The organism is Cellulomonas humilata (assembly GCF_013359775.1).
GTDB lineage: Bacteria > Actinomycetota > Actinomycetes > Actinomycetales > Cellulomonadaceae > Cellulomonas > Cellulomonas humilata.
In genome coordinates this window covers 60,196-82,638 of record NZ_JABMCI010000054.1, presented here as the reverse complement: position 1 = coordinate 82,638, position 22,443 = coordinate 60,196, and the positions used below count along the sequence as shown (strand labels likewise).

The window sequence follows — 22,443 nt, the reverse complement described above, 5'->3', positions numbered from 1 at the left end:
CGTCACAAGGGACGATCGGACCCAACAGCCCCCGCACCAGGAGGAACGCACCCCGATGACCGAGTCTGCGAGCGGCGGTGTGATCGCCTCCGCGCACGACCTGGTCAAGGTCTACGGCGTGGGACCGACCGCCGTGCGGGCGCTCGACGGGGTGGACGTGGACCTGGTCCGCGGGGAGCTCACCGCGATCATGGGGCCGTCCGGGTCGGGCAAGTCGACGCTCATGCACTGCCTGGCCGGGCTGGACCGGCCGACGTCGGGGACCGTGGTGGTGGACGGCCAGACCGTGAGCAGCATGTCCGAGCGGAGGCTCACCGCGCTGCGCCGGACGCGCGTCGGGTTCGTCTTCCAGGCGTACAACCTCGTGCCGACGCTCACCGCGCTGGAGAACATCACGCTGCCCCTGGACATCGCGCGGCGGCCCGTCGACCGCGCCCACCTCGACCTCGTCGTCGGGACCCTGGGCCTCACCGACCGGCTCGGTCACAAGCCGGCCGAGCTGTCCGGCGGGCAGCAGCAGCGGGTGGCCTGCGCACGTGCGCTCGTCGCGCGGCCTGCCGTGGTGTTCGCGGACGAGCCCACCGGCAACCTCGACAGCACGTCCGCGGCCGAGGTGCTCGGCTTCCTGCGGGGCAGCGTCGACGACCTCGGGCAGTCCGTGGTGATGGTCACGCACGACCCCACGTCCGCCGGGTACGCCCACCGGGTGCTGTTCCTCGCCGACGGCCGGGTGGTGGGCGAGCTGCGGGACCCGACGGCGGAGACGGTGCTCACCGCCCTGGCCGCCCTGCGCGTCGGCGCTCCCTGATGGTCCGGGTCGCCCTGCGCGGGGTGCGGGCGCACCTCGTGCGGTTCTGCCTCTCGGTCCTCGCGGTCGCCCTCGGCGTCGCGTTCGTGGCCGGCACGTTCGCGCTGCGCACCATGCTCGGCTCCACCTTCACGGACATCGTGGCGACGACGACGCTCGGCGATGCCTACGTGCAGGGCGCTGACCCGGCGGGGGGCACGGGCGGGCCGGACCGGATCAGCCCAGACGTGCGCAACCCGGTGCCGCTGACCCTCGTCGACGAGCTCGAGGCGGTCGACGGCGTCGCCGCGGTGCTCCCGGACGTGCAGGGACCGCTCGTCCTGGTCGGCGCCGACGGCACGGCCGTGCAGAGCACCCAGGCGCCGAGCTTCGGGTTCGCCTACGACCCGCGGGACCGAGCCGTGGACGTGGTCGCGGGGCGCGCGCCGGAGGGTTCCGACGAGATCGCGGTGGAGTCCGCCACGCTGCGTGCGTCGGGTCTGGCGATCGGCGACGCGACGCGCGTGGTGGTCGGCGGCGAGGTCCGGCCCGTGAGGGTGGTCGGGGAGGTGGGGCTCGGCTCCGCGCTGGCCGGCGCGACCGTGGTGTTCCTCGACGCGGCGACCGCGCAGGCCGCGTTCGCGCCGGACGGGACGGTCGCCACGATCTCCGTGCTGGCGAAGGTCGGGCTGACCGAGCAGGAGCTCGTGGACCGGATCGCCCCCGTGGCGGCGGCGTCGACGGTCCCGGCGGAGGCGGTCACCGGCGACGAGGTGCGCGAGCGCGCCACCGCCAACATCCTCACGGTCCTCGGGTTCATCACGACGTTCCTGCTGGTGTTCGCGGGGATCTCGTTGTTCGTCGGCGGCTTCATCATCGCCAACACGTTCTCCATGTGGGTGCGCCAGCGGACGCGGGAGCTCGCGCTGCTGCGTGCCGTGGGCGCGTCGCCGCTCCAGGTGTTCTCCTCGATCGTGCTCCAGGCCGCGATCGTGGGGGTGGTCGGCGCGGCGCTCGGCGTGGCGGGCGGGCTGGGGCTGGTCGTCGTGCTCCGTACGGTGCTGGGCCGGTTCGGGATGCAGCTGACCGGTCGGGTGCCGCTGGACGGGTTCACGCTGGTGGTCTCCGTGCTCGTCGGCACGTTGGTGAGCGTGCTCGCCGCCGCGGTGCCGGCTCGTCGTGCCGCGCTGGTGCCGCCGGTCGAGGCGCTGCGCGACGAGGTCTCGCTGCCGGAGCGCTCGCTGGTGCGCCGTGCGACCGTGGGGGTGGTGCTGGTGGTGCTCGGCGTCGGCGCCGTGGTGCTCGCGCTGCTGGACCCCACCGCCGACCACGCCGGTGCCCTGCTCGGCTTCGGTGCCGGCGGCGTGGTGCTCGGCGTGCTCGCCGCCTCCCCGGTGCTGGCCCGCGGGTTCCTGCGCGTGGCGTCCCTGCCCATCGCCGGGTGGCGGCCGGTCGGGCCGCTGGCGCGCGGCAACGTGACCCGCAACCCGCGCCGCACGGCGAACACGGCGGGCGCGCTCATGGTCGGGATGGCGCTCGTCGGCGCCGCGGCCGTGATCGCCGCGACCACCCAGGCGTCGACCAGCGCGATCGTCACGCAGGAGGCCACCACCGACTACATCCTGCGGGGTGCCGCCCAGGGCACGGTGCCGGCGCAGGCGGTGGCCGACGTGCGGGCGCTGCCCGGCGTCCGGGCGGCCGACACGTTCTCCACGGCGGGCGTCCTCGTGGGCGGCTCCACGTTCGCCATCACCGGCATCGATCCCACCGCTGTCGGACGGAGCATCCGCACCGAGGTGGTCGACGGGGAGTTCCCCGGCGCGCTCGCAGCGGGCCAGGTCGCGGTGCAGCGGACCACGATGGACGACGAGGACTGGTCGCTGGGGCAGGAGCTCACGCTGGTCGGCTCGTCCGGGGCCGAGACGGTCACGATCGGCGCGGTCATCGACTCGCCGGCGTTCGGGGTGCCGTTCGTGGTCTCGCAGACGGTGCTGGACGCCCTGTTCTCGGTCGACGAGCAGCGCCTGACCACCGTGTTCGTCACGGCCGCCGACGGAGCCGACGTCGGTGCGCTCCGCGGGAAGCTCACCGCGACCGTGCGCCCGTACGTCGTGGTGTCGGTGATGGACAGCGAGGAGTTCGTGTCCGACCTGGCCGCGCAGGTGGACCGCGTGCTCGTGATCCTCTACGCGCTGCTCGGCCTGTCGGTCGTCATCGCGGTGCTCGGCATCGTCAACACGCTCGCCCTGTCGGTCATCGAGCGGACCCGGGAGATCGGGCTGCTCCGCGCGGTCGGCCTGGGCCGGCTCCAGCTGGGCACCACCATCACGCTCGAGTCGGTGCTCACCGCGGTGTTCGGCACGGCGGTCGGGCTGGTGATGGGGGTCGCGCTCGCCGCCACGCTGCCCACCGTGTTCGCCGACGTCGGCCTGCGCACGCTCGCGATCCCGTGGGCGAGCATCGGGCTCATGCTCGCGCTCGCCGTGGTCGTCGGTGTGGTCGCCGCGCTGTGGCCGGCCGTGCGCGCGGCGCGGCTGCCCGTGCTCGACGCGGTCAGCACGGAATGACGAGGCGCCGCACGATGTGCACAGCAATGCTGACCTCGGCCGATACCCTCGGAGGGTGAGCGACACCGGGTACGGCGACTTCGAGTTCGAGCGTCGCTTCTGGGCGCGTGACGTCCCCGCGGACCTGCTCGACGCGGCACCGGCCCTCATCGTGCAGAGCTATGTCCTGGCCGACGCCGGCTTCGCCATCCGCGTCCGGGTGCAGGCCACGGTGGACGGGCTGGCGCTCGAGCCGGGGCTCGACGAGCTCGCGATCCTGGAGCAGTACGCGGACCAGATGGACTTCTGCGCGATTACGGTGAAGGGCCCGATGAACGAGGGCACCCGCTACGAGGCCGAGCGCGAGCTGGACGTCTCCGTGGGCCTCGAGCTGGTGCGGCGCGGCGGCGCCAGGGTGGCCAAGACGCGGCACTCGGTCTGGCTGGGCGACGACGGCTGGGTGGTCGACACGTTCGCCGGCGGGAACGCTCCGTTGGTGGTCGCCGAGGTGGAGCGCGGCGGGCCGGTCACCGACCTGACCATCCCCGAGTTCTGCGTCACCGAGCTGACGTCGGACCCGAGGTTCTCCAACGACGCGCTCGCGGGCACCCCCTACGGCACCTGGTCGGCCGCGTACGAGGCGGAGCTCGCGCGCGTCGGCCCACGGTTCCTGCAGAGCCTCGGCCACAACCACCGCCCGGACGAGCACCTCTCCGACTAGCGCGTCCACCGGCGGTGCCCGCGTCGGACCGCCTTGCGCACCGGCGTCCTCGCGGCCCGCTCCGCCTCCGACGCAGCCACCTGCTCGAGCGCGTGCAGGCGCCCGTACGTGAACGTGCTCTCCCCGTCGAGCTCCGCCTGGTGCGCGAGCCGGCGCAGCGTCTCCTGGCGCACCACCGCGTCGTGCTGGGTCCCGAGGACCTCCTGCACCCGGTGCGCCCGCCGGGCGCTGCGCCGCGCAGCGGGTCCGACGACCGGCACGGCGACCTGCTGGCGTAGCGTGCGCGCCGCGCCGCCTTGCGGACCTCGTGCAGGGCCTCGTCGTGGTCCTCGCCGACCGGTGCCGCAGCGGCCACCTCCACGGCGCGGTCGAACCGGTCCCAGGCCCGGCGGGCTCGCCGAGGAAGGACAGTGGCCGCCTCGCCGGCCGCACGGGGGCCGCTCGACAGATCCCGGGCGAGCACCTCGGTGAGGTCGGCGAACCGCGCCGACGCCAGCCACGCGTCGAGGCGGTCCTGTGCCTGGAGGCGCGCGGCGGAGCGGTCCTCGTCGATCCGCTGCTCGACCGGTCCGACCACGAGATCGGGGTCCTCGAGCGCCAGCCTGCGCCGGAGCGCGAGAAGCTCGACGTGGGCATCCCGGGCAGCACCCAGCACGGTCCCGAGCTCGGCGAGCTCGTCGCGCAGCGGGTCGGTGACCGTGCGGTCCAGGACCGGGCGGTAGACCGACAGGGCAGCTCGCAGCCGCCGGGTGGCCACTCGGGCGTCGTGGACGGCCACGTCGTCTCCGGCGCGGGCGGCGGGGACGGCCGCGAGCAGTCGCTCCGCCTGGGCCGCGACGTACGCCTGCACGACCTCGCCCGCGGACCCCATCCTCCGAGGTTGGCACGCCGGCGCTCCGCCCGCGAGGACCGTCCGCTCGACGCGCACCGTGTCGGACGCACTCTCAGCGCACTTGCGCTCTCCGGGGCCCGGTCCGGTCGGTGGGCACTCCTATGCTGTCGGTCGACCGTCGACCAGGAGGTAGAGCCGTGCCGCAGGGCCGACGACTCGTCGTGCTGCTCGTCGCCGCCCTGGCGCTGACGGGCTGCACGGACGACGGCGGGCCGGTCGAGCCGACCCCGACGGTGTCGCTCACCCCGACCCCGACGCCGACTCCCACCGCGGTCACGGCCGAGACCGGTGCACCGGCGGAGGCCGCGACGGTGCTCCCGGCCGCCACCGCCCAGGACGCCGCCCTCGAGGCGTCGCGGGCGGTGTTCGTGACCGCGCCCGTGGTGGTCGTCGCGCCGGCCGAGGACGTGGCGGCGCAGCTGACCGCCGCGACGGTGGGGGTCGCACTGGGTGCGCCGGTGCTGCTGACCACCGTCGCCGCGGACCCGGCACCGGTGCTGGCGGAGCTCGCACGCCTCGACACCCAGGCCGTGCTGGCGGTCGGTGCGGTGGCGCTCACCCCCGCGCGGTCCGTGGCCGTGGTGACAGTCCCGGCCGGCTCGGACGGGGTGGCGCTGCGCGCGGCCACGGGAGCCAGGTTCGGGGCGCCGACCCCGGTCCCGCCCGGGCAGGAGGCCGCGGCGGTGCGTGCTCTCGCGGCGCCCCGAACGGCCGTCCTGATGGTGCAGGTCGCGCCCGCGCCGGCCACGGCGCCCACCACCCCCACGCCGACCTCGTCGACCACCGCGTCGCCGACCCCGTCCCCAGCCCCGGTGCTCCCGCCGACCCGACCGACCGCCGCGGTCGCCGGGACGGTCGCGCTCACCGGCGTGGGAGCCGATCCCGTCGCCGCGTTCGCGACCCTCCGGGCGGCCGGCATCCCGGTGCTCGACGCCCCGGCCGGCGACCCGCGGGCCACGACGGCGAGCGTGCAGGCCATCGCGGCGGCCGCGCCGGAGCACACGATCGCCGTCGGCGGCGCGTTCGGCCCGGCAGACCGGTTGGCGAGGCGCGTGGCGTCCGCGCGGACCGGCGTGCTGCTGGGAGGCGGAGGGCAGCTCGTGTTCCCGCAGGTCCCGGGCCTGCCGGGCAAGAAGTACGTGGCGCTCTACGGCACGCCCGGATCGGCGGCGCTGGGCGTGCTGGGGGAGCAGGACGTCCCGGCGACGCTGGCTCGTGCGGACGCGACCGCGGCGCCGTACCGCACGCTCACCGCGGACGTCGTCGTGCCGACGGTCGAGATCATCGCGACCATCGCGTCGGCGGGCCCGGGGGCCGACGGCAACTACTCGCAGGAGCGCCCGGTCGAAGAGCTCCGTCCCCTGGTGGAGGCGGCGGGAGCGGCAGGCATGGCCGTCGTCCTGGACCTCCAGCCGGGGCGCACCGACTTCCTCACGCAGGCGCAGCAGTACGCCGACCTGCTCGCGCTGCCGTACGTCGGGCTCGCCCTGGACCCGGAGTGGCGCCTGGCCCCCGACCAGGTGCACCTGCGCCAGATCGGCTCCGTGGGCATCGACGAGGTGAACGGGGTCGTCGCGTGGCTCGCGGACTTCACCGCGCAGCGCGCGCTACCTCAGAAGATGTTCGTGCTCCATCAGTTCGCGGGCCGGATGATCGTCGACCGGGGCCGGCTCGACACCTCACGCGACGAGCTGGCGCTGGTGATCCACGTCGACGGGCAGGGCTCGCAACCGGCGAAGGCGGGCACCTGGAACGCGTTGCGCACCGACGCGCCACCGGTGCGCTGGGGGTGGAAGAACTTCTACGACGAGGACGCGCCGATGCTGGAGCCGACGCAGACGTATCAGGTGCAGCCGGTGCCCGACCTGGTCAGCTACCAGTAGCGGGGCGCTCCACCAGGAACGTGCGGCCGCTGGCGTCGACCACCCGCTCGAAGTCCGCCTGGAGCTCGCTGTCGCGGGCGACCTCGTCCGGCGTCAGCTGCTTGCGCGGACCGCGGATGTTGCCCACCTGCGCGGGACCGAGGTAGGTGAGCCACCACTCCGTCATGTCGCGACGGCGCTTCTTCGGCACGGACGTCTCCTCACTAGTTCGTGCCCTAACTATAAGCCCACGACCTATCATCGCCCCATGGACGATCCGCTCGCCGTCGAGGCCCAGGTCTGCCTCACCGTGTCGGCCGCCGCGCGCAGCCTCGTGGCCTTCTACCGGCCGCTGCTGGAGCCGCTCGGGCTGACGCACCCGCAGTACCTCGCCATGCTCGCGCTCTGGCAGTACGGGCGGCTCTCGCTCAAGGACCTCGCGGCGCTCCTGCACCTCGAGCCCGCGACGGCGTCCCCGCTGGTCAAGCGACTGGAGGGCATGGGCCTGGTCCGGCGCGAGCGCGCCACCGACGACGAGCGCGCGCTGGAGATCGTCGTGACGGAGCGCAGCCGCGAGCTGCGGGCGTCCGCCGTCGGGATCCCGGCCGCGATGGTGGACGGCCTGGGCCTGACCGTCGAGCAGATCGCGCAGATCCGCTCGGCGGCCGAGCTGCTCATCGCGGCGAGCGCCCCTACCCCCGGATGAGCTGCTGCACGGCCCAGCGGTTGCCGTCCGGGTCCGCGAAGAAGGTGAACCGCCCCCACGGGAACTCCACCACCGGCTCGGCGGCCACGCCACGGCCCACCAGGTACGCGAAGGCGGCGTCCGCGTCGTCGACCACCACCTGGAGCCCCTGCTGCGCGCCCGCGGGCATCGAGGTCATGTTCACGTCGAGCACGATCGAGCACGCCGAGCCCGGGGGAGTGAGCTGCACGAACCGCAGGAGCTCGTCGACCGGGATGTCGTGGTCGGCGACGAACCCCACCTGGTCGACGTAGAACGCCTTCGCGCGGTCGATGTCGGTCACGGGAACGGAGACGAGCTCGAGCTTCATGTCCATCGGTCACTCCTTCGCTGGGGTCGTCCCGCCAGTCTGCTCGCCATAGCGGTCAGATCCTGTCCTCTGCTCGAACGGCCCGATCGCTCGGCCGTCCGTAGGCTCGGCACCATGACGCACCCCATCCGCATCGGAGTCCAGCTCCAGCCCCAGCACGCCGACTACGCCCAGCTCCGCGACGCCGTGAGCCGCGCGGAGGACCTCGGGGTCGACATCCTCTTCAACTGGGACCACTTCTTCCCGCTGACGGGCGACCCGGACGGCAAGCACTTCGAGTGCTGGACCATGCTCGGTGCGTGGGCCGAGCAGACCAGCCGCGTGCAGATCGGCGCACTGGTGACGTGCAACTCCTACCGGAACCCCGAGCTGCTGGCGGACATGGCCCGCACGGTCGACCACATCAGCGGCGGCCGGCTCATCCTGGGGATCGGCGCGGGCTGGTTCGAGAAGGACTACGACCAGTTCGGGTACGAGTTCGGCACCGCGGGCTCGCGGATCGCGGACCTCGCGCAGGCGCTGCCGAGGATCAAGGCACGCTGGGCGGCGTCCAACCCGACGCCGACGCGGGAGATCCCGGTGCTGATCGGCGGGGGCGGCGAGCGCAAGACGCTGCGGGTCGTCGCCGAGCACGCCGACGTCTGGCACTCCTTCGGGGACGTCGACACCCTGAGCCGCAAGAGCACGATCCTCGACGAGCACGGCACCGAGGTCGGCCGGGACACGGCTGCGCTGGTCGAGCGCTCGGTCGGCGTGGGTGCGTCGCCGAGCAAGGTCGCGGACGCGCTCGTCGCCGCCGGCGCGACGCTGTTCACGGTGGGCACCAGCGGCCCGGACTACGACCTGTCGCTGGCCGCCGAGTGGGTGGCCTGGCGCGACGCGCAGGGCTGAGGCGGCGCGCGCCCTAGGCTCGGGGGCGATGAGCCACCCGAGCAGCCCGGAGCCGGGCGTCGAGCGTCGATGGTGGCCGCGCGCCCTCCTGGCCCTCGGGGCCGTGCTGGTCGCGCTCACGTTCGGGATCACCACCGCCTCGGTCGAGAGCAGCCTCGGTCCGCACGAGGCGCGCTACGACGTGACCACGGACGACACCGTGACCGTCGACCTCGGACCGCTCGGGACGCTGCAGATCGACTCGCCGCTGCCGCTCACGCTCGGTGTGCGCGTCATCGTGCAGGAGATCCCCGCGTCGGTCACCGAGCTCGACCAGTCCCGGACGCTCGCCGCCCTGAGCGGGGACCTCCAGAGCTACCTCCAGTTCTTCTCCGGCCCGCAGGCGACCGTGCAGGACGTCGCCCGCGCGCTGGCCGTCGAGGCGCTGGAGCGGGCCGGGCTGGCCCTCGCGGTCCTGCTCGGCGGATGGTTCCTGGCGCGGTTCCTGATCGGGGGGACGCGGCGCGCGGAGCTGCACGCGCACGTGCGTCCGCACCTGCGGTCGGCTGTGGTCGGGGCGACGGTGGTCGCGCTGACCGCCACCGTCGTCACGTCCAGCCTGGGGCGCAGGGACCGGCCGTCGGTGTCGCAACCGGCGTCGGCGGTCTTCGACGGGACGCCGCTCGAGGGTGCGCGCGTGACCGGGCGGCTCGGCGGTGTGATCGACACCTACGGCGGGCAGGTGGTGGCCGAGCTGCGCAAGAACGAGGAGTTCTACGCGGGGGCGAACGCCTCGCTCGAGTCCGCGTGGGACGACCGCCGGGACTCGTCGCCGACCGACGGCCCGACACCCAGCGGCAGCCCGAGCGGACCGGACGAGGAGAGCCTGCTCACCGTCGTCGTGGTCTCCGACCTGCACTGCAACGTCGGCATGGCGCCACTCATCCGCACGCTCGTCGAGCGCTCGGGGGCCGACCTCGTCCTCGATGCCGGCGACACGACGATCAACGGGACCTCGGTCGAGCAGTACTGCGTCACCACGTTCGCCCGAGCGGTGCCGGCGGGCGTGGAGCTGGTCACGTCCCCCGGCAACCACGACTCACGGGAGACGTCGAGGAACTACGCGAGGGCCGGCGCCACGGTGCTGGACGGCGAGGTCGTCGAGGTGGACGGCCTGCGCATCCTCGGTGACAGCGACGCGAACGAGACGCGCGTCGGAGCCGGCGGGACCGCGCAGGCGGGGACGGAGTCGTCGTCGGACGTGGCCGACCGGCTGGCCGACGTCGCGTGCGACGACTCCGACGGGGTCGACCTGCTGCTGATCCACACCCCGGCCGTCGGGCAGGCCGCGCTGGACGGCGGCTGCGTCCCGGCGCAGATCTCGGGCCACCTGCACCGCCGCTACGGGCCGGAGCGCGTGGCCCGCGGGGTGCGTTTCGTGAGCTCGAGCACCGCCGGAGCGACGCTGGGGCAGCCCACCGTGGGCCCGCTCAACGGGGTCGCGGAGCTGACCGTGCTGCGCTGGAACCCGGACACGCGCCGGTTCCTCGACTACCAGCTGGTGCAGGTCCGGCCCGACACCACGGTCTCCGTCACCTCGCGACTGCGGTGGCCGGCGACACCTGTGGTGCCCGCCCAGCCCGGTGGTGGCAGCACTCCTTCACCCGTGTGATCCGAGTCACACTGTCCTAGGGTGGAGGTGCGCGCGAACCGGAGCCTCGGCCGCGCGCGGGGGAGGGCGGATGGTCCGGGCTGCGTCGTCGGTCGGGGAGCAGCGGGGTGCGCGGTCGCACCCTGCCGTTCGTGCGGCCCTGACCGGCCTGTGCGTGCTCGTCGGCACTCTCGTGCTCGCACCGGGCGCGTCCGCGGCCCCCGGCGAGGCCGAGCTGCGTCCAGGGGAGGTGCTCGCACCGGGTGAGGGCCTGGTGTCGGCGGACGGCTCGCAGACGCTGGTGGTCCAGCCCGACGGGGTGCTCGCCCTGTACGGCGCCGACCCCGATCCCCGCTGGGTCTCCGGCCCCTCGAGCCCGGGGTCGCTGCTCACCGTGGCCGAGAGCGGGGACGTCACCCTGACCGCGCCCGACGGCACCGTGAGCTGGCGACCGGATGCGCCGGCGAGCCCGGGGTCGACCCTGGTGCTGAAGGACGACGGCGACCTCGTGGTGCTCGACGCGCAGGGTGCGCAGGTGTGGGACACCGGCACCGGCGTGCGCCCGTCGATCCTCCCGCCGGGCGGCGTGCTGGCGCCCGGGGACGCACTCTCCTCGCCGGACGGTCGGCAGACGCTCCTCGTGCTCGACGACGGCTCGGTGGCGCTCCTCGGCCCGGACGCGACGACGCGCTGGTCCACGCAGACCGACGTGCCCGGCTCCACGCTCACCTTGCGCGAGGACGGCAACCTCGTCGTCGCCGACGCCGACGGCAACCGGACCTGGCGCAGCCGGACCGCGGGCCACCCCGGGTCGTCGCTGGTGCTCCAGGACGACGGCGACCTGGTCCTGTACGACGTCGCAGGCGCTCCCGTGTGGAGCACCGGCACGGTGATCGGGCCGTCGTCGCTGGCCACGGGGGCGCCGCTGGCGGTCGGCCAGCAGCTGAGCTCCCCGGACGGACACCTGCGGCTCGGGCTCGCGGCCGACGGCCTCACCCTGACCTACGACCAGTCGGTGGTGTGGACGGCTCCCACGCCCGGCGCAGCCGCGCTCGCGGTCCTCGAGGACGGCACCGTGACGGTGTCGGGTGCCGACGGAACGGCACTGTGGACCACCGGCGCGCCCGCCAGCCCGGGGGCGACGCTCCAGCTCGAGGAGGGCGCCCTGCTGCTGCGCGCGACGACCGGGCAGGAGCTGTGGCGCGTGGACGTCCCGGTCGAGCTCATGGCGCGGACCGAGGTGGCCACCGACTGCGACGAGGTCACGGCGCCGGTCCCCGAGTCCGACACCGTGGTCACCGGGCTCGGCGTCCGGGTGCACCCGTGCCTCGCCGACGCGCTGGACGCCCTGATGGCGGCCGCGCGCGACGACGGCATCGACCTGCACGCCGGCGGGTGGCGCAGCGCGAGCCAGCAGATCGCGCTGCGCGCCGCCAACTGCGGCCCGACCGAGGAGGACCCGACGGTCGTCGCCTGCCGCCCGCAGACGGCTCCGCCGGGGACGTCCCGGCACGAGCGGGGTCTGGCCCTCGACTTCACGACCGGGGGGTCCGTGCTCCGGGCCGGCTCACCGGCGTTCGTCTGGCTCACCGAGCACGCCGCGGACTACGGCCTCGAGAACCTGCCGGGCGAGCCGTGGCACTGGTCCGTCGACGGCTGGTGAACCCGGAGGGCGTGGGGGGCGCCCTACCCTGATCCCGTGAGCACGCCGACCACCCCCGAGCTGAGCGCCGTCACGCAGGACTACCTCAAGGTCGTGTGGTCGGCCCGCGAGTGGTCGAGCCAACCGGTCACCACCAAGATGCTGGCCAGGCGTCTCGGAGTCGGGGCGTCCACGGTGTCGGAGACCGTCCGGCGGCTCGCGGACAGCGGGCTGCTCACGCACCAGCCGTACGGTGCCGTGGAGCTCACGGCGGAGGGCGAGCGGCACGCGCTGGCGGTCGTGCGCCGGCACCGTCTCATCGAGACGTTCCTGGTGGAGCTGCTCGGGTACGGCTGGGACGAGGTGCACGACGAGGCCGAGGTGCTCGAGCACGCGGTCTCGGACCTGTTCGTCGAGCGCATCGCCGCCCAGCTCGGGCACCCGCGCCGCGACCCGCACGGCGACCCCATCCCGGGTGCGGACGGGTCGCTCGAGATCCCGGCGGCCAGCGTGCTGTGGGAGGTGGAGCCGGGGGAGTGGGCGGTCGCGCGCATCTCCGACGCCGACCCAGGCCTGCTGCGCTACCTGGAGTCGGTCGGGCTCGTGCTCGACGCGCCGCTCGTCGTGGTGGAGCGCCGCACGGTCGCCGGCGTGATCTCGGTGCGGGTGGGTGCGCGCACGGTCGACCTCGGCGAGGTGGCCGCCCGCGCCATCTGGCTGGTCCCGTCGGCCTGACACCCCGTACGCTGGGCGGCATCCACCGGAGCTGACGACGACGCACTCCACATCGGGATCGAATCGATTCGTCCGGAGGCTCGTCGTTTGGTCACCCTCACCCCCGCGCGCTCGCGCGCCGCGCTGTTCGCCCTCGCGCTCGGCGGGTTCGGAATCGGGACCACCGAGTTCGCCACGATGGGCCTGCTGCCCGAGATCGCCGACGACCTCGCGGTGTCCATCCCCACGGCCGGGCACGCGATCACCGCGTACGCCCTCGGTGTCGTCGCGGGAGCCCCGACGCTCGCGGCCCTCGGCGCCCGGCTGGACCGTCGTCGGCTCCTGCTCCTGCTGATGGTCGCGTTCACCGTCGGCAACGTGCTGTCGGCGTTCGCGCCCACCCAGGGCTGGCTGGTGCTCGCGCGGTTCCTCGCCGGGCTGCCCCACGGGGCGTTCTTCGGGGTCGGCGCGGTCATGGGGACGGCCGTCGTCGGCCCGGAGAAGCGTGGCCGGGCGGTCGCCGCGATGATGGCGGGGCTGACGGTCGCGTGCGCGGTGGGGGTCCCGCTGACCGCGATCATCGGGCAGGCCGTGGGCTGGCGGTGGGCGTTCGTCGGGGTCGGCGGGCTCGGGCTGGTCACGCTTGCCGCGCTGCACGCGTGGACGCCGTCGCTGCCCTCCCCGGCCGGCACCACGGTCCGCACCGAGCTCGCCGCCCTGCGCAACCGACGGCTGTGGATCGCCTTCGGCGCCGGTGCCGTCGGGTTCGGCGGGATGTTCGCGGTCTACTCCTACGTCAAGCCGCTGCTCACCGAGGTGACGGGGCTGGACATCTCGCTGGTCCCCCTCGTGCTCGCCCTGTACGGGATCGGCATGACGATCGGCACTCTGCTGGGCGGGCGGCTGGCCGACCGGTCGGTGCTCGGGACCGTCATCGGGGGCATGGTCGCGACGATCGTGGTGCTCGTCGCCATCGCGCTCGTCGGGGCGTCCCCGGTGCCCGCGGTCCTGGCCCTCGTCCTGCTGGGCGTGACGTCCCAGGTGCTCGGGCTGTCCCTCCAGACGCGCCTGATGGACGTCTCGCCGGCGGCACCGTCCCTGGGCGCCGCGCTGTGCCACTCCGCGCTGAACCTGGGCAACGCGGCGGGCGCGTTCGCCGGCGGCCTGGTCATCGCCGGCGGCTTCGGGTACCTGGCGCCGGCGTGGGTCGGCGCGGGGCTGACCGCCCTGGGACTCGGCGTCGTGCTGGCGTTCGGGCGCGGACCCGCACCGACGCTCTCAGCGCCGGCGGGTGCCGAAGATCGAGCGCGTGATCTCACGCCCCAGCTGAGTACCCGCTGACCGCAGCAGGCTGTCCAGGGGGCTCGTCCGGCTGGCCGACCGCCGCGGAGCCGCGCGGCGCGCCTCACGGGCGGCCTCGTCGGCCCGGTCCTGCGCCTCCTCCGCCTCCTGCGCGCGGCGGGCCGCCTCCTGCGCCTTCTGGGCCCGGACCGCGAGCAGCTCGTACGCCGACTCGCGGTCGACGGCCACCGCGTACCGGGTGGACAACGGGGACGCGGACACGGCGGCCGCCATGGTCGCGGCGGGCATGGGCTCCATCGACGACTGCGGCGCCCGCAGCCGCGTCCACGCCACGGGCGTCGGCGTCCCGCGCTCGGACTGGACCGTGACCACCGCCTCGCCGGTGCCCAGCGACTGGAGCAGCTGCTCGAGGTCGTAGGGGGAGGTCGGAAAGGTCCGGGCAGCGGACCGCAGGGCCTTGGCGTCGTCGGGGGTGAACGCGCGCAGGGCGTGCTGCACCCGGTTGCCCAGCTGGCCCAGCACGTCCGCCGGCACGTCCTTGGGGCTCTGGGTGACGAAGAAGACGCCGACGCCCTTGGAGCGGATCAGCCGGACCGTCTGCGTGACCTGGGTGAGGAAGTCCGAGGACGCGCCGGTGAACAGCAGGTGCGCCTCGTCGAAGAAGAACACCAGCTTCGGCTTGTCGGGGTCGCCCACCTCGGGGAGCTCCTGGAACAGCTCGGCCAGCAGCCACATGAGGAACGTCGAGAACAGGGCGGGCCGGTCCTGCACGCCGGGCAGCTCGAGCGCGCTGACGACGCCCCGACCGTCGGGAGTGGTCCGCAGCAGCTCGGACACGTCGAACGCCGGCTCGCCGAAGAAGGCGTCGGCGCCCTGGCTCTGCAGCGACACGATCTCGCGCAGGATGACCCCCGCGGTCGCCGCCGAGAGGCCGCCGATGCCCTTGAGCAGCGGTTTGCCCTCGTCGCTGACCAGGTACGCGATGGTGGCCTGGAGGTCCTTGAGGTCCAGGAGCGCGAGCCCCTGGGTGTCGGCCCAGTGCATGATCAGGCCCAGGCTCGACTCCTGCGTCGCGTTCAGGCCCAGCACCTTGGACAGCAGCAGCGGCCCGAAGTCCGTGACGGTGGTCCGCACCGGGGAGCCCGCCCCGATCCCGCCCAGGCTGAGGAACTCGACCGGCGACGCGGTGGCCACCCAGTCCTGCCCGAGGCTCGACGTGCGGGCCAGGAGCTTCTCGCTCGAGGTGCCCGGCACGGCCAGCCCGGACAGGTCACCCTTGATGTCCGAGACGAACACGGGGACACCGGCAGTCGAGAGCGCCTCGGTGAGGACCTGGAGCGTCTTGGTCTTGCCCGTGCCGGTGGCGCCGGCCACGAGGCCGTGCCGGTTCATCATCCCGAGGGGGATCCCGACCGGGACGTCGGGGAACGCCACGTCCCCCTCCACGAGCGCGCCGAGGGGGAGCATCGGACCGGCGAAGGTGTAGCCCGCGGCGATCTGGGCGGCATGGTCCGACAGTGTCGGTGCGGGTGGTGCGGCGGGTGGTGCCGCGGGCGTGGCTGCGGGTGTCGACGTCGGGGGGGCCGCGGGCGGCGGCGCCACGCTCGCCTGCCCCGACGCAGCGGCCTCCGCAGCGGCGAGCGCGGCAGCCGCGGCCTGGGACCTCGCCTCGGCAGCCTCCGCGGCGGCCTGGGCGGCGGCGGCCCGCAGGGCAGCCAGGTCGGCCGGGGACGTGGTGGGGCCTGGCTGCGGGGTGCTGTCCGACATGACCGGAGCATACGACCGCACCTCCACGCCCACACGGCCGCGTACGGCGCCCTCACGGGCGGTCGGTAAACTCGCCGGGTGACCTCGCAGGACGCCCCCACGCCCACCTCCACCGACGACGTCCCGTTCCGCTACACGGCCGATCTCGCGCGCGAGATCGAGCTGCGCTGGCAGGACGAGTGGGCGGACCGCGGCACCTTCTTCGCCGCGAACCCCACGGGCGACCTCACCGACGGCGACGGCCGGAACGCCGACCCCGCGCAGCCGGCGTTCTTCGTGATGGACATGTTCCCGTACCCCTCGGGCGCAGGCCTGCACGTCGGGCACCCGCTGGGCTACATCGCCACGGACGTGGTGGGCAGGTTCCGCCGCATGCAGGGCGACAACGTGCTGCACGCCTTCGGCTTCGACGCGTTCGGGCTGCCGGCGGAGCAGTTCGCCGTCCAGACGGGCCAGCACCCGCGCACCACCACCGAGGCGAACATCGTCATCATGCAGCGCCAGCTGCGTCGGCTCGGCCTGGCGCACGACCCGCGCCGGACGTTCGCGACGATCGACCCCGGCTACATCCGTTGGACGCAATGGATCTTCCTGCAGATCTTCGACTCCTGGTACGACGAGACGGCCCCGCGGCCCGACGGCGGCGTGGGCCGCGCGCGCCCGATCGCGGAGCTGGTCGCGGAGTACGACTCCGGCGAACGAGCGCTCGACGGCGAGGTCTCGTGGTCCGACCTGGACGAGGTCGGTCGCCGCCGCGTGCTCGACACCCAGCGCCTGGCCTACGTCTCCGAGACGCCCGTGAACTGGTGCCCGGGCCTGGGCACGGTGCTGGCCAACGAGGAGGTCACCGCGGACGGCCGCTCCGAGCGCGGCAACTTCCCGGTGTTCCAGCGCAGCCTGCGGCAGTGGAACATGCGGATCACGGCCTACGCCGACCGGCTGATCGACGACCTGGAGCACATCGACTGGCCGGACAAGGTCAAGGCGATGCAGCGCAACTGGATCGGGCGGTCGTCCGGCGCGCGGGTGCGGTTCCCTGTGCAGGGCGGTGACCAGGTCGAGGTGTTCACCACCCGGCCGGACACCCTGTTCGGCGCCACCTTCGTCGTGGTGTCTCCCGAGCACCCCCTGCTCGACGAGGTGCCGGCGGCGTGGCCCGACGGCACCAAGGACATCTGGACCGGCGGTCACCGCACCCCGGTGGACGCGGTGGCGTCGTACCGGGCCGAGGCCGCATCGAAGACGGCAGTGGAGCGGCAGGCCGACGCCGGCCGCAAGACGGGCGTGTTCACGGGTCACCTGGCCGCCAACCCGGTCAACGGCGACCTGCTGCCGGTGTTCACCGCGGACTACGTGCTGATGGGGTACGGCACCGGCGCGATCATGGCCGTCCCCGGCGGCGACGCCCGCGACTTCGCGTTCGCGGAGGCGTTCGCCCTGCCCGTCGTCTACACGGTCGACGCGCCGGAGGGCACCGAGCCGGGTGCCCGCACCGGCGACGGCCTCGCGATCAACTCCTCCAACGCCGAGATCAGCCTGGACGGGCTGTCGGTGGCCGACGCCAAGGCGGCGATCACCGACTGGCTGACCGCGAAGGGCGTGGGCGAGGGCACCATCACGTACCGGCTGCGCGACTGGCTGTTCAGCCGGCAGCGCTACTGGGGCGAGCCGTTCCCGATCGTGTACGACGAGCACGACCTCCCCCTGGCGGTCCCGGACTCGGCCCTGCCGGTGAACCTGCCCGAGGTCCCCGACTACTCGCCGCGCACGTTCGACCCGAACGACGCCCACTCCACCCCGGAGCCGCCGCTGGGCCGCAACCAGGACTGGGTGAACGTCACGCTCGACCTGGGCGACGGCCCGAAGCAGTACCGCCGGGACACCAACACGATGCCCAACTGGGCGGGCTCCTGCTGGTACTACCTGCGCTACCTGGACCCCGGCAACGACACGGTCCTGGTGGACCCGGCTCTCGAGCAGTACTGGATGGGTCCCGGCCACGGTGACCAGCCCGCGGGCTCCGTCGGCGGCGTCGACCTGTACGTCGGCGGCGTCGAGCATGCCGTCCTGCACCTGCTCTACGCGCGGTTCTGGCACAAGGTGCTGCACGACCTGGGACACGTCTCGAGCGGGGAGCCGTTCCACAAGCTGTTCAACCAGGGCTACATCCAGGACTACGCGTACACCGACGCACGAGGCGCCTACGTCCCCGCCGTCGAGGTGCTCGAGGACGAGTCGTTCCCGTCGGGCTACTCCTGGAACGGCCAGGAGGTGTTCCGCGAGTACGGCAAGATCGGCAAGTCCCTGAAGAACGCCGTCTCCCCGGACCAGATGTACGCCGACTACGGCGCCGACACCCTGCGCGTCTACGAGATGTCGATGGGACCGCTGGACCTGTCGCGCCCGTGGGACACGCGTGCGGTGGTCGGGTCCCAGCGCTTCCTGCAGCGTCTGTGGCGCAACGTGGTGGACGAGGGCACCGGGACGACGACGGTGTCCGACGAGGCGCCTTCCCCCGAGACGCTCAAGGTGCTGCACCGCGTGATCGCCGACGTCACGGCGGACATGGGCGCGATGCGGCTCAACACGGCGATCTCGCGGCTGATCGTGCTGAACAACCACCTCACCACCCTGCCGACGACACCCCGCGCCGCGGTCGAGCCGCTCGTGCTCATGACCGCACCGGTGGCGCCGCACGTCGCCGAGGAGCTGTGGTCGAGGCTGGGCCACGAGCGCTCCCTGGCGTACGAGCCGTTCCCCGTGGCGGACCCGGCCCAGCTGGTCGAGGACTCCGTGACGTGCATCTTCCAGGTGCAGGGCAAGGTGCGCGGGCGTGCCGAGGTGGCGTCGGACGCGTCCGAGGACGACCTGCGCGCGCTGGCGCTCGCCGACGTCGGTGTGCAGCGCGCGCTCGACGGGCGCGACATCCGCACCGTGATCGTCCGTGCGCCGAAGCTCGTCAACGTCGTCCCGGCCTGAGCCGCATGCCCGGTCGTCGCCCTGAGCAGCCGTCCGTGGCGATCGTCACCGACTCCACGGCCTCGCTCCCCGAGGGCGCGGCCGAGCGGTGGGGCATCGGTGTCGTCCCGCTGGATGTCGTCGTCGACGGCGAGCGGCACATCGAGGGCGTCGACCTGACCCCGGGCGCCCTGCTCACGGCGCTGACCCGGGGCGCCAGGGTGTCGACGTCGCAGCCGTCACCGGCGGCCTTCGCCGCGGCGTACGACCGGGCCGCGGCGTCCGGCGCCCGAGAGATCGTGTCGATCCACCTGTCGGGGGAGCTGTCGGGCACGGTGCGGGCGGCGAGCCTCGCCGCGGAGGCCGCACCGGTGACCGTGCACGTGGTCGACTCCGGGGCGGTCGCGATGGCGCTGGGCTTCGCGGTGCTCGACGCGGCGCGCTTCTCGCTCGGCCCACCCGAACCGCCCGCGCCGGCACCGGGGGCGGGTCCGTTCGCCGCCGCCCGTGCCCGGTGGCACGCCCGGGGTCGGGTCGGACCGTCCCTGCCGTCGGGGAGCCTGGTGGCCGAGCACGCTCTCGCCGTCGCGGCGTCGACACGGGTCTGGTTCCTGGTGGACTCGCTGGAGCACCTGCGCAAGGGTGGCCGGCTGAGCATGCCGGCGACGGCGTTCGGCATCGTGCTCGGCCTGCGCCCGATCCTCTCGCTCCACGACGGTGCGATCGAGGTGGTGGAGAAGGTGCGGACGCGACGCTCCGCCAGGGACCGGCTCGTCGCGCTGGCCGCGGCTGACATCGCGCGGCGCCCGCACGCCCGGGTGGCGGTGCACCACCTGGGGCAGGCCGAGATTGCGGCGACGCTGGCCGACGAGCTCAAGGCTACGAGCGGCGGGCGGGTCGAGGAGACGGTGGTCTGCGAGTCCGGTGCCGTGCTCGCCGCACACGTCGGGCCGGGCCTGCTGGCGATCGTCGTCGCCGACGCCTGAGCCCGCCCGGGCGCCCCGACCCGCCCACAGCCCGTCCGGCGGGACCGGCGGGCACAGCCGTCCCGCGCTGCGACCGTGCCGGACGGAGGCGTCCGTAGGTTCGGCGCGTGCCACGCCGTGACCGCGACCTCGCCCTGACCACCCGGCGCCGGCTGTCCGCACTCACCACGCACCGCGCGTCACCGGTCGCGCCACGACCACCGCCGTCGGCCTCGACCGTCGGGCCTGATGAACCGCTCGCGTTCCCGAGAGTCGATACACCGCCCCAAGCCACCGGGTGGGTCCCGCACGGCGCGGTGCGCGACCCCGCGCCGCCCCGCGTCACGCCGCCCGCCGCGGTCCCGGCCGTCCCGGTCGACCCGGCCGTCCCGGTCGACCCGGCCGTCCCGGTCGACCCGGCCGTCCCCGTCGACCCGGCCGTCCCCGTCGACCCGGCCGCCCCCGTCGACCCGGCCCTCCCGGTTGGCCCGGTGGCCCGGACGACCGCCGCGCTCCAGGTCGCGGCGGTCGGGTACACCGCGGCGCACGGGGACCCGACCACCCGCACGCCGGCGCCGCGTCGCCGCGTCCGGTGGACCGTGTCGTGGCAGGTCGGCGCTGCCGCGGGGCTCGTCGTGCTCCTGGTGGCCGGGGGTGTCGCGTTGCGGACGGTATCGCTCGCGCCCGGGCCGGCGGTCGTGCTCCCCGTCCCGGCGCCGAGCGGGACCGCCGCCGACCCGACGGGCGCAGCGGCCGAGGTGGTCGTCGACGTGGTCGGTGCCGTCGCTGCGCCGGGCGTCGTCCGGCTGCCGGCGGGATCGCGGGTGGTCGACGCGATCGCCGCGGCCGGAGGTGCGAGCGCCGACGCGCAGGTGAGCGCCCTCAACCTGGCGCGGCTCCTCGTGGACGGTGAGCAGATCGCCGTCCCGCGGCCGGGCGAGCAGGCGGTGGGTGCGGGTGCCGCCACCGCCGGGGCCGGCGACGAGCTCCTCGACCTGAACGGCGCGGACGAGGCGGCCCTCGATGCGCTGCCCGGCATCGGCCCCGTGCTGGCGGGCCGGATCGTCGCGCACCGCGAGGACCGGCCGTTCGCCTCGGTCGACGAGCTCGCCGACGTCACCGGCATCGGTCCCACGCTGCTCGAGCGGCTGCGCGAGCTGGTGCGCGTGTGACCCCGGCCGCGCCGGTCGACGACACGGACCCGCCTCCCACCGTCGACGTGCGGCTCCTGCCCGCGGCCGTCGCCGCGTGGGCGGCTGCCCTGGTGGTCACACGGGTTCCGGGGCGCGTGGCCCTGGTGGGCGCCGGGGTGTGTCTCGCGCTCGCGGTCGGCGGGTTCCTGTGGGGTCGGTCGGCTGGTCGGGGCGCGACGGTCCGGCGGCCGAGCGTGGTCGGTCCCGTGCTCGCCCTCGCCCTGGTCGCGGGATCGGCCGTGCTCGGCGCGGGCGCGAGCCAGACGACCGCACGTGCCGCCGGTCTGCTGCCCGTGCTCGCCCGTGAGGCGTCGGTGGGGCGGGTCGACGGGATCGTCGTCGCCGAGCCGACCGTGCTCGCCCCCGCCTGGCCGGGAGCCCCCGAGCGCGTCCGGTGCCTGCTCGCCGTCGACCGGGTCACCGCCGGCGGACGTGCGTCGGGCGCGACGGGGAGGGTGCTGGTCCTCGGACCGACCTCGTGGGCGTCGGTGCCCTACGGCGCCCGCGTCTCCGGCGCCGGCCGGGTGCGACCGGGGGAGCCCGGTGGCCGGACCGTCGCGGTGCTGCTCAGCAGCGGGGCGCCGGAGATCGTGCGGCCACCGTCGGGCGCGGACGCCGCCGCGGCGGTGTTCCGGGACGGGATCGGAGCCCTGGCGGACCGGCTGCCGGGTGACGCCGGGGCGCTGCTCCCCGGCGTCACGGTCGGCGACACCTCGACGGTCCCCGCGGACCTGGTCGGCGCCCTGCGCACCGCCGGGCTGACGCACGTGACGGCGGTGTCCGGCGCGCACTTCTCGCTGGTCGCCGCCCTCGTCCTCGCGCTCGCGTCCGCGCTTCGGCTGCCCCGGTGGGCCCGCGTCGCCGTGGCCTTCGCGGCGATGGCGTGCATGGTCCTGGTGGTGCACCCGTCGCCGAGCGTGCTGCGCGCCGCCACGATGGGGCTGGTCGCGGTCCTCGGCGTGCTGCTGGGCCGTCCGCACCGGGCGCCCGCCGCGCTCGCCGCGACCGTCGTGGTGCTGCTCGTCGCGGACCCGTGGCTGGCCGGCGAGCTGGGGTTCGTCCTCTCCGTGCTCGCCACGGGCGGTCTGGTGCTGCTGGGCGGCCCGTTGGCCGAGCGCTGGGCGCCGGCGTGCGGCCGTCCTCTCGCCACCGCGCTCGCCCTGCCGGTCGCCGCGCAGCTGGTCTGCGCGCCGGTGATCCTCCTGCTGACGCCCACCGTCGCGCTCTACGCCGTGCCGGCGAACGTCCTGGTGGCGCCCGCCATCGCACCGGCCACCGTGCTGGGCCTCGCCGCCGGCTGCGTCGCACCGTGGTGGAGCGGAGGGGCGCACGTCCTGTCGCTCGGGGCCGGGGCGGCGTGCTGGTGGATCGGTGCGGTCACGCGGGTGGCGGCCGCTGCGCCGGGCGCTCAGGTGGAGTGGCTGCCGGGGTGGGCCGGCGTCGCCGTGCTCACCGTGGCGGGCGCATGTGCCCTCCGGCTGCTCGTGGTCCACCGCGCCGCCGAGCGTCGGTGACGTC

Annotated in this window: 18 protein-coding genes and 1 pseudogene; 14 read left to right on the top strand and 5 right to left on the bottom strand. The window is 74.6% G+C overall.

Going from position 1 to position 22,443, the window contains the following annotated elements; translation table 11 throughout:
• Window positions 1-55: 55 nt before the first annotated feature.
• The 3 genes from HP550_RS05725 to HP550_RS05715 are packed head-to-tail and all read left to right on the top strand — an operon-like array spanning window position 56 to window position 4,054.
• Window positions 56-808 carry an ABC transporter ATP-binding protein gene (locus tag HP550_RS05725; RefSeq protein ID WP_175346625.1) on the top strand — a complete coding sequence of 251 codons (753 nt, stop codon included), beginning with the start codon at window positions 56-58 and terminating at the stop codon, window positions 806-808.
• Window positions 808-3,354 (top strand): ABC transporter permease, encoded by a 2,547-nt coding sequence (locus HP550_RS05720; protein ID WP_175346624.1) that lies wholly within the window; start codon window positions 808-810, stop codon window positions 3,352-3,354. The genes HP550_RS05725 and HP550_RS05720 overlap by 1 nt, the downstream gene beginning before the upstream one ends.
• A gap of 55 nt (window positions 3,355-3,409) precedes the next feature.
• The gene (locus HP550_RS05715; protein WP_175346623.1) at window positions 3,410-4,054 is read left to right on the top strand and encodes a CYTH domain-containing protein; all 645 of its coding nucleotides are present in this window, start codon (window positions 3,410-3,412) and stop codon (window positions 4,052-4,054) included.
• On the opposite strand, the gene HP550_RS05710 is transcribed toward HP550_RS05715, so the two are convergent.
• Both HP550_RS05710 and HP550_RS23195 read right to left on the bottom strand, forming a co-directional pair.
• Window positions 4,051-4,314 (bottom strand): hypothetical protein, encoded by a 264-nt coding sequence (locus HP550_RS05710; RefSeq protein ID WP_175346565.1) that lies wholly within the window; start codon window positions 4,312-4,314, stop codon window positions 4,051-4,053. The genes HP550_RS05715 and HP550_RS05710 overlap by 4 nt on opposite strands.
• A 68-nt stretch (window positions 4,315-4,382) precedes the next feature.
• Window positions 4,383-4,925: pseudogene (locus HP550_RS23195) on the bottom strand (CHAD domain-containing protein); the annotation flags it as partial.
• 158 nt (window positions 4,926-5,083) lie between these two features.
• Here HP550_RS23195 and HP550_RS05700 point away from each other — a divergent pair.
• Entirely contained in the window at window positions 5,084-6,829 is a 1,746-nt protein-coding gene (locus tag HP550_RS05700; RefSeq protein ID WP_175346622.1) for a hypothetical protein, read from the top strand.
• Here the strand turns inward: HP550_RS05700 and HP550_RS05695 are convergent.
• Window positions 6,816-7,019 (bottom strand): hypothetical protein, encoded by a 204-nt coding sequence (locus HP550_RS05695; RefSeq protein WP_343048000.1) that lies wholly within the window; start codon window positions 7,017-7,019, stop codon window positions 6,816-6,818. The two genes, HP550_RS05700 and HP550_RS05695, sit on opposite strands and share 14 nt — an antisense overlap.
• Before the next feature lie 57 nt (window positions 7,020-7,076).
• Between HP550_RS05695 and HP550_RS05690 the strand changes: the two genes are divergently transcribed.
• Window positions 7,077-7,514 (top strand): MarR family winged helix-turn-helix transcriptional regulator, encoded by a 438-nt coding sequence (locus HP550_RS05690; protein WP_175346621.1) that lies wholly within the window; start codon window positions 7,077-7,079, stop codon window positions 7,512-7,514.
• Here HP550_RS05690 and HP550_RS05685 read toward each other — a convergent pair.
• Window positions 7,501-7,869 (bottom strand): VOC family protein, encoded by a 369-nt coding sequence (locus HP550_RS05685; protein ID WP_175346620.1) that lies wholly within the window; start codon window positions 7,867-7,869, stop codon window positions 7,501-7,503. The two genes, HP550_RS05690 and HP550_RS05685, sit on opposite strands and share 14 nt — an antisense overlap.
• Window positions 7,870-7,977: 108 nt before the next feature.
• Between HP550_RS05685 and HP550_RS05680 the strand changes: the two genes are divergently transcribed.
• From HP550_RS05680 to HP550_RS05660, 5 genes are all read left to right on the top strand, one after another.
• A complete protein-coding gene (locus HP550_RS05680) occupies window positions 7,978-8,754 on the top strand; it encodes an LLM class F420-dependent oxidoreductase (protein ID WP_175346619.1) in 777 nt (258 codons plus the stop codon).
• 28 nt (window positions 8,755-8,782) lie between these two features.
• Window positions 8,783-10,405: a metallophosphoesterase family protein gene (locus tag HP550_RS05675; protein ID WP_175346618.1), complete on the top strand. Its 1,623-nt coding sequence runs from the start codon at window positions 8,783-8,785 to the stop codon at window positions 10,403-10,405.
• A gap of 70 nt (window positions 10,406-10,475) precedes the next feature.
• Complete coding sequence (locus tag HP550_RS05670; protein ID WP_175346617.1) at window positions 10,476-12,047, top strand: D-alanyl-D-alanine carboxypeptidase family protein; 1,572 nt, start codon at window positions 10,476-10,478, stop codon at window positions 12,045-12,047.
• A 36-nt stretch (window positions 12,048-12,083) separates the two neighbouring features.
• Window positions 12,084-12,761 carry an iron dependent repressor, metal binding and dimerization domain protein gene (locus HP550_RS05665; protein WP_175346616.1) on the top strand — a complete coding sequence of 226 codons (678 nt, stop codon included), beginning with the start codon at window positions 12,084-12,086 and terminating at the stop codon, window positions 12,759-12,761.
• Between the two features lie 87 nt (window positions 12,762-12,848).
• Window positions 12,849-14,081 carry an MFS transporter gene (locus tag HP550_RS05660; RefSeq protein ID WP_175346615.1) on the top strand — a complete coding sequence of 411 codons (1,233 nt, stop codon included), beginning with the start codon at window positions 12,849-12,851 and terminating at the stop codon, window positions 14,079-14,081.
• Here the strand turns inward: HP550_RS05660 and HP550_RS05655 are convergent.
• The gene (locus HP550_RS05655) at window positions 14,019-15,809 is read right to left on the bottom strand and encodes a helicase HerA-like domain-containing protein (protein WP_175346614.1); all 1,791 of its coding nucleotides are present in this window, start codon (window positions 15,807-15,809) and stop codon (window positions 14,019-14,021) included. The genes HP550_RS05660 and HP550_RS05655 overlap by 63 nt on opposite strands.
• Before the next feature lie 78 nt (window positions 15,810-15,887).
• Between HP550_RS05655 and leuS the strand changes: the two genes are divergently transcribed.
• The 4 genes from leuS (at window position 15,888) to HP550_RS22930 (ending at window position 22,439) form a co-directional block, all read left to right on the top strand.
• Entirely contained in the window at window positions 15,888-18,788 is a 2,901-nt protein-coding gene (gene leuS / locus HP550_RS05650; RefSeq protein WP_175346613.1) for a leucine--tRNA ligase, read from the top strand.
• Between the two features lie 35 nt (window positions 18,789-18,823).
• Window positions 18,824-19,753, top strand: a complete 930-nt coding sequence (locus tag HP550_RS05645; protein ID WP_343047999.1) for a DegV family protein — start codon at window positions 18,824-18,826, stop codon at window positions 19,751-19,753.
• A gap of 107 nt (window positions 19,754-19,860) precedes the next feature.
• Entirely contained in the window at window positions 19,861-20,904 is a 1,044-nt protein-coding gene (locus HP550_RS22135; RefSeq protein ID WP_343047998.1) for a ComEA family DNA-binding protein, read from the top strand.
• A complete protein-coding gene (locus tag HP550_RS22930) occupies window positions 20,901-22,439 on the top strand; it encodes a ComEC/Rec2 family competence protein (RefSeq protein WP_175346611.1) in 1,539 nt (512 codons plus the stop codon). Before HP550_RS22135 ends, HP550_RS22930 begins: the two co-directional genes overlap by 4 nt.
• Window positions 22,440-22,443 lie beyond the last annotated feature (4 nt).

What these genes read in the sequence shown, in the direction of transcription:
- HP550_RS05690 (WP_175346621.1), top strand. Translation starts at nt 7,077, where the DNA reads ATGGACGATCCGCTCGCCGTCGAGGCCCAGGTCTGCCTCACCGTGTCG.
- HP550_RS05675 (WP_175346618.1), top strand. Translation starts at nt 8,783, where the DNA reads ATGAGCCACCCGAGCAGCCCGGAGCCGGGCGTCGAGCGTCGATGGTGG.
- HP550_RS05685 (WP_175346620.1), bottom strand. Translation starts at nt 7,869, where the DNA reads ATGGACATGAAGCTCGAGCTCGTCTCCGTTCCCGTGACCGACATCGAC.
- HP550_RS05725 (WP_175346625.1), top strand. Translation starts at nt 56, where the DNA reads ATGACCGAGTCTGCGAGCGGCGGTGTGATCGCCTCCGCGCACGACCTG.
- HP550_RS05655 (WP_175346614.1), bottom strand. Translation starts at nt 15,809, where the DNA reads ATGTCGGACAGCACCCCGCAGCCAGGCCCCACCACGTCCCCGGCCGAC.
- HP550_RS05680 (WP_175346619.1), top strand. Translation starts at nt 7,978, where the DNA reads ATGACGCACCCCATCCGCATCGGAGTCCAGCTCCAGCCCCAGCACGCC.
- HP550_RS05720 (WP_175346624.1), top strand. Translation starts at nt 808, where the DNA reads ATGGTCCGGGTCGCCCTGCGCGGGGTGCGGGCGCACCTCGTGCGGTTC.
- HP550_RS05670 (WP_175346617.1), top strand. Translation starts at nt 10,476, where the DNA reads ATGGTCCGGGCTGCGTCGTCGGTCGGGGAGCAGCGGGGTGCGCGGTCG.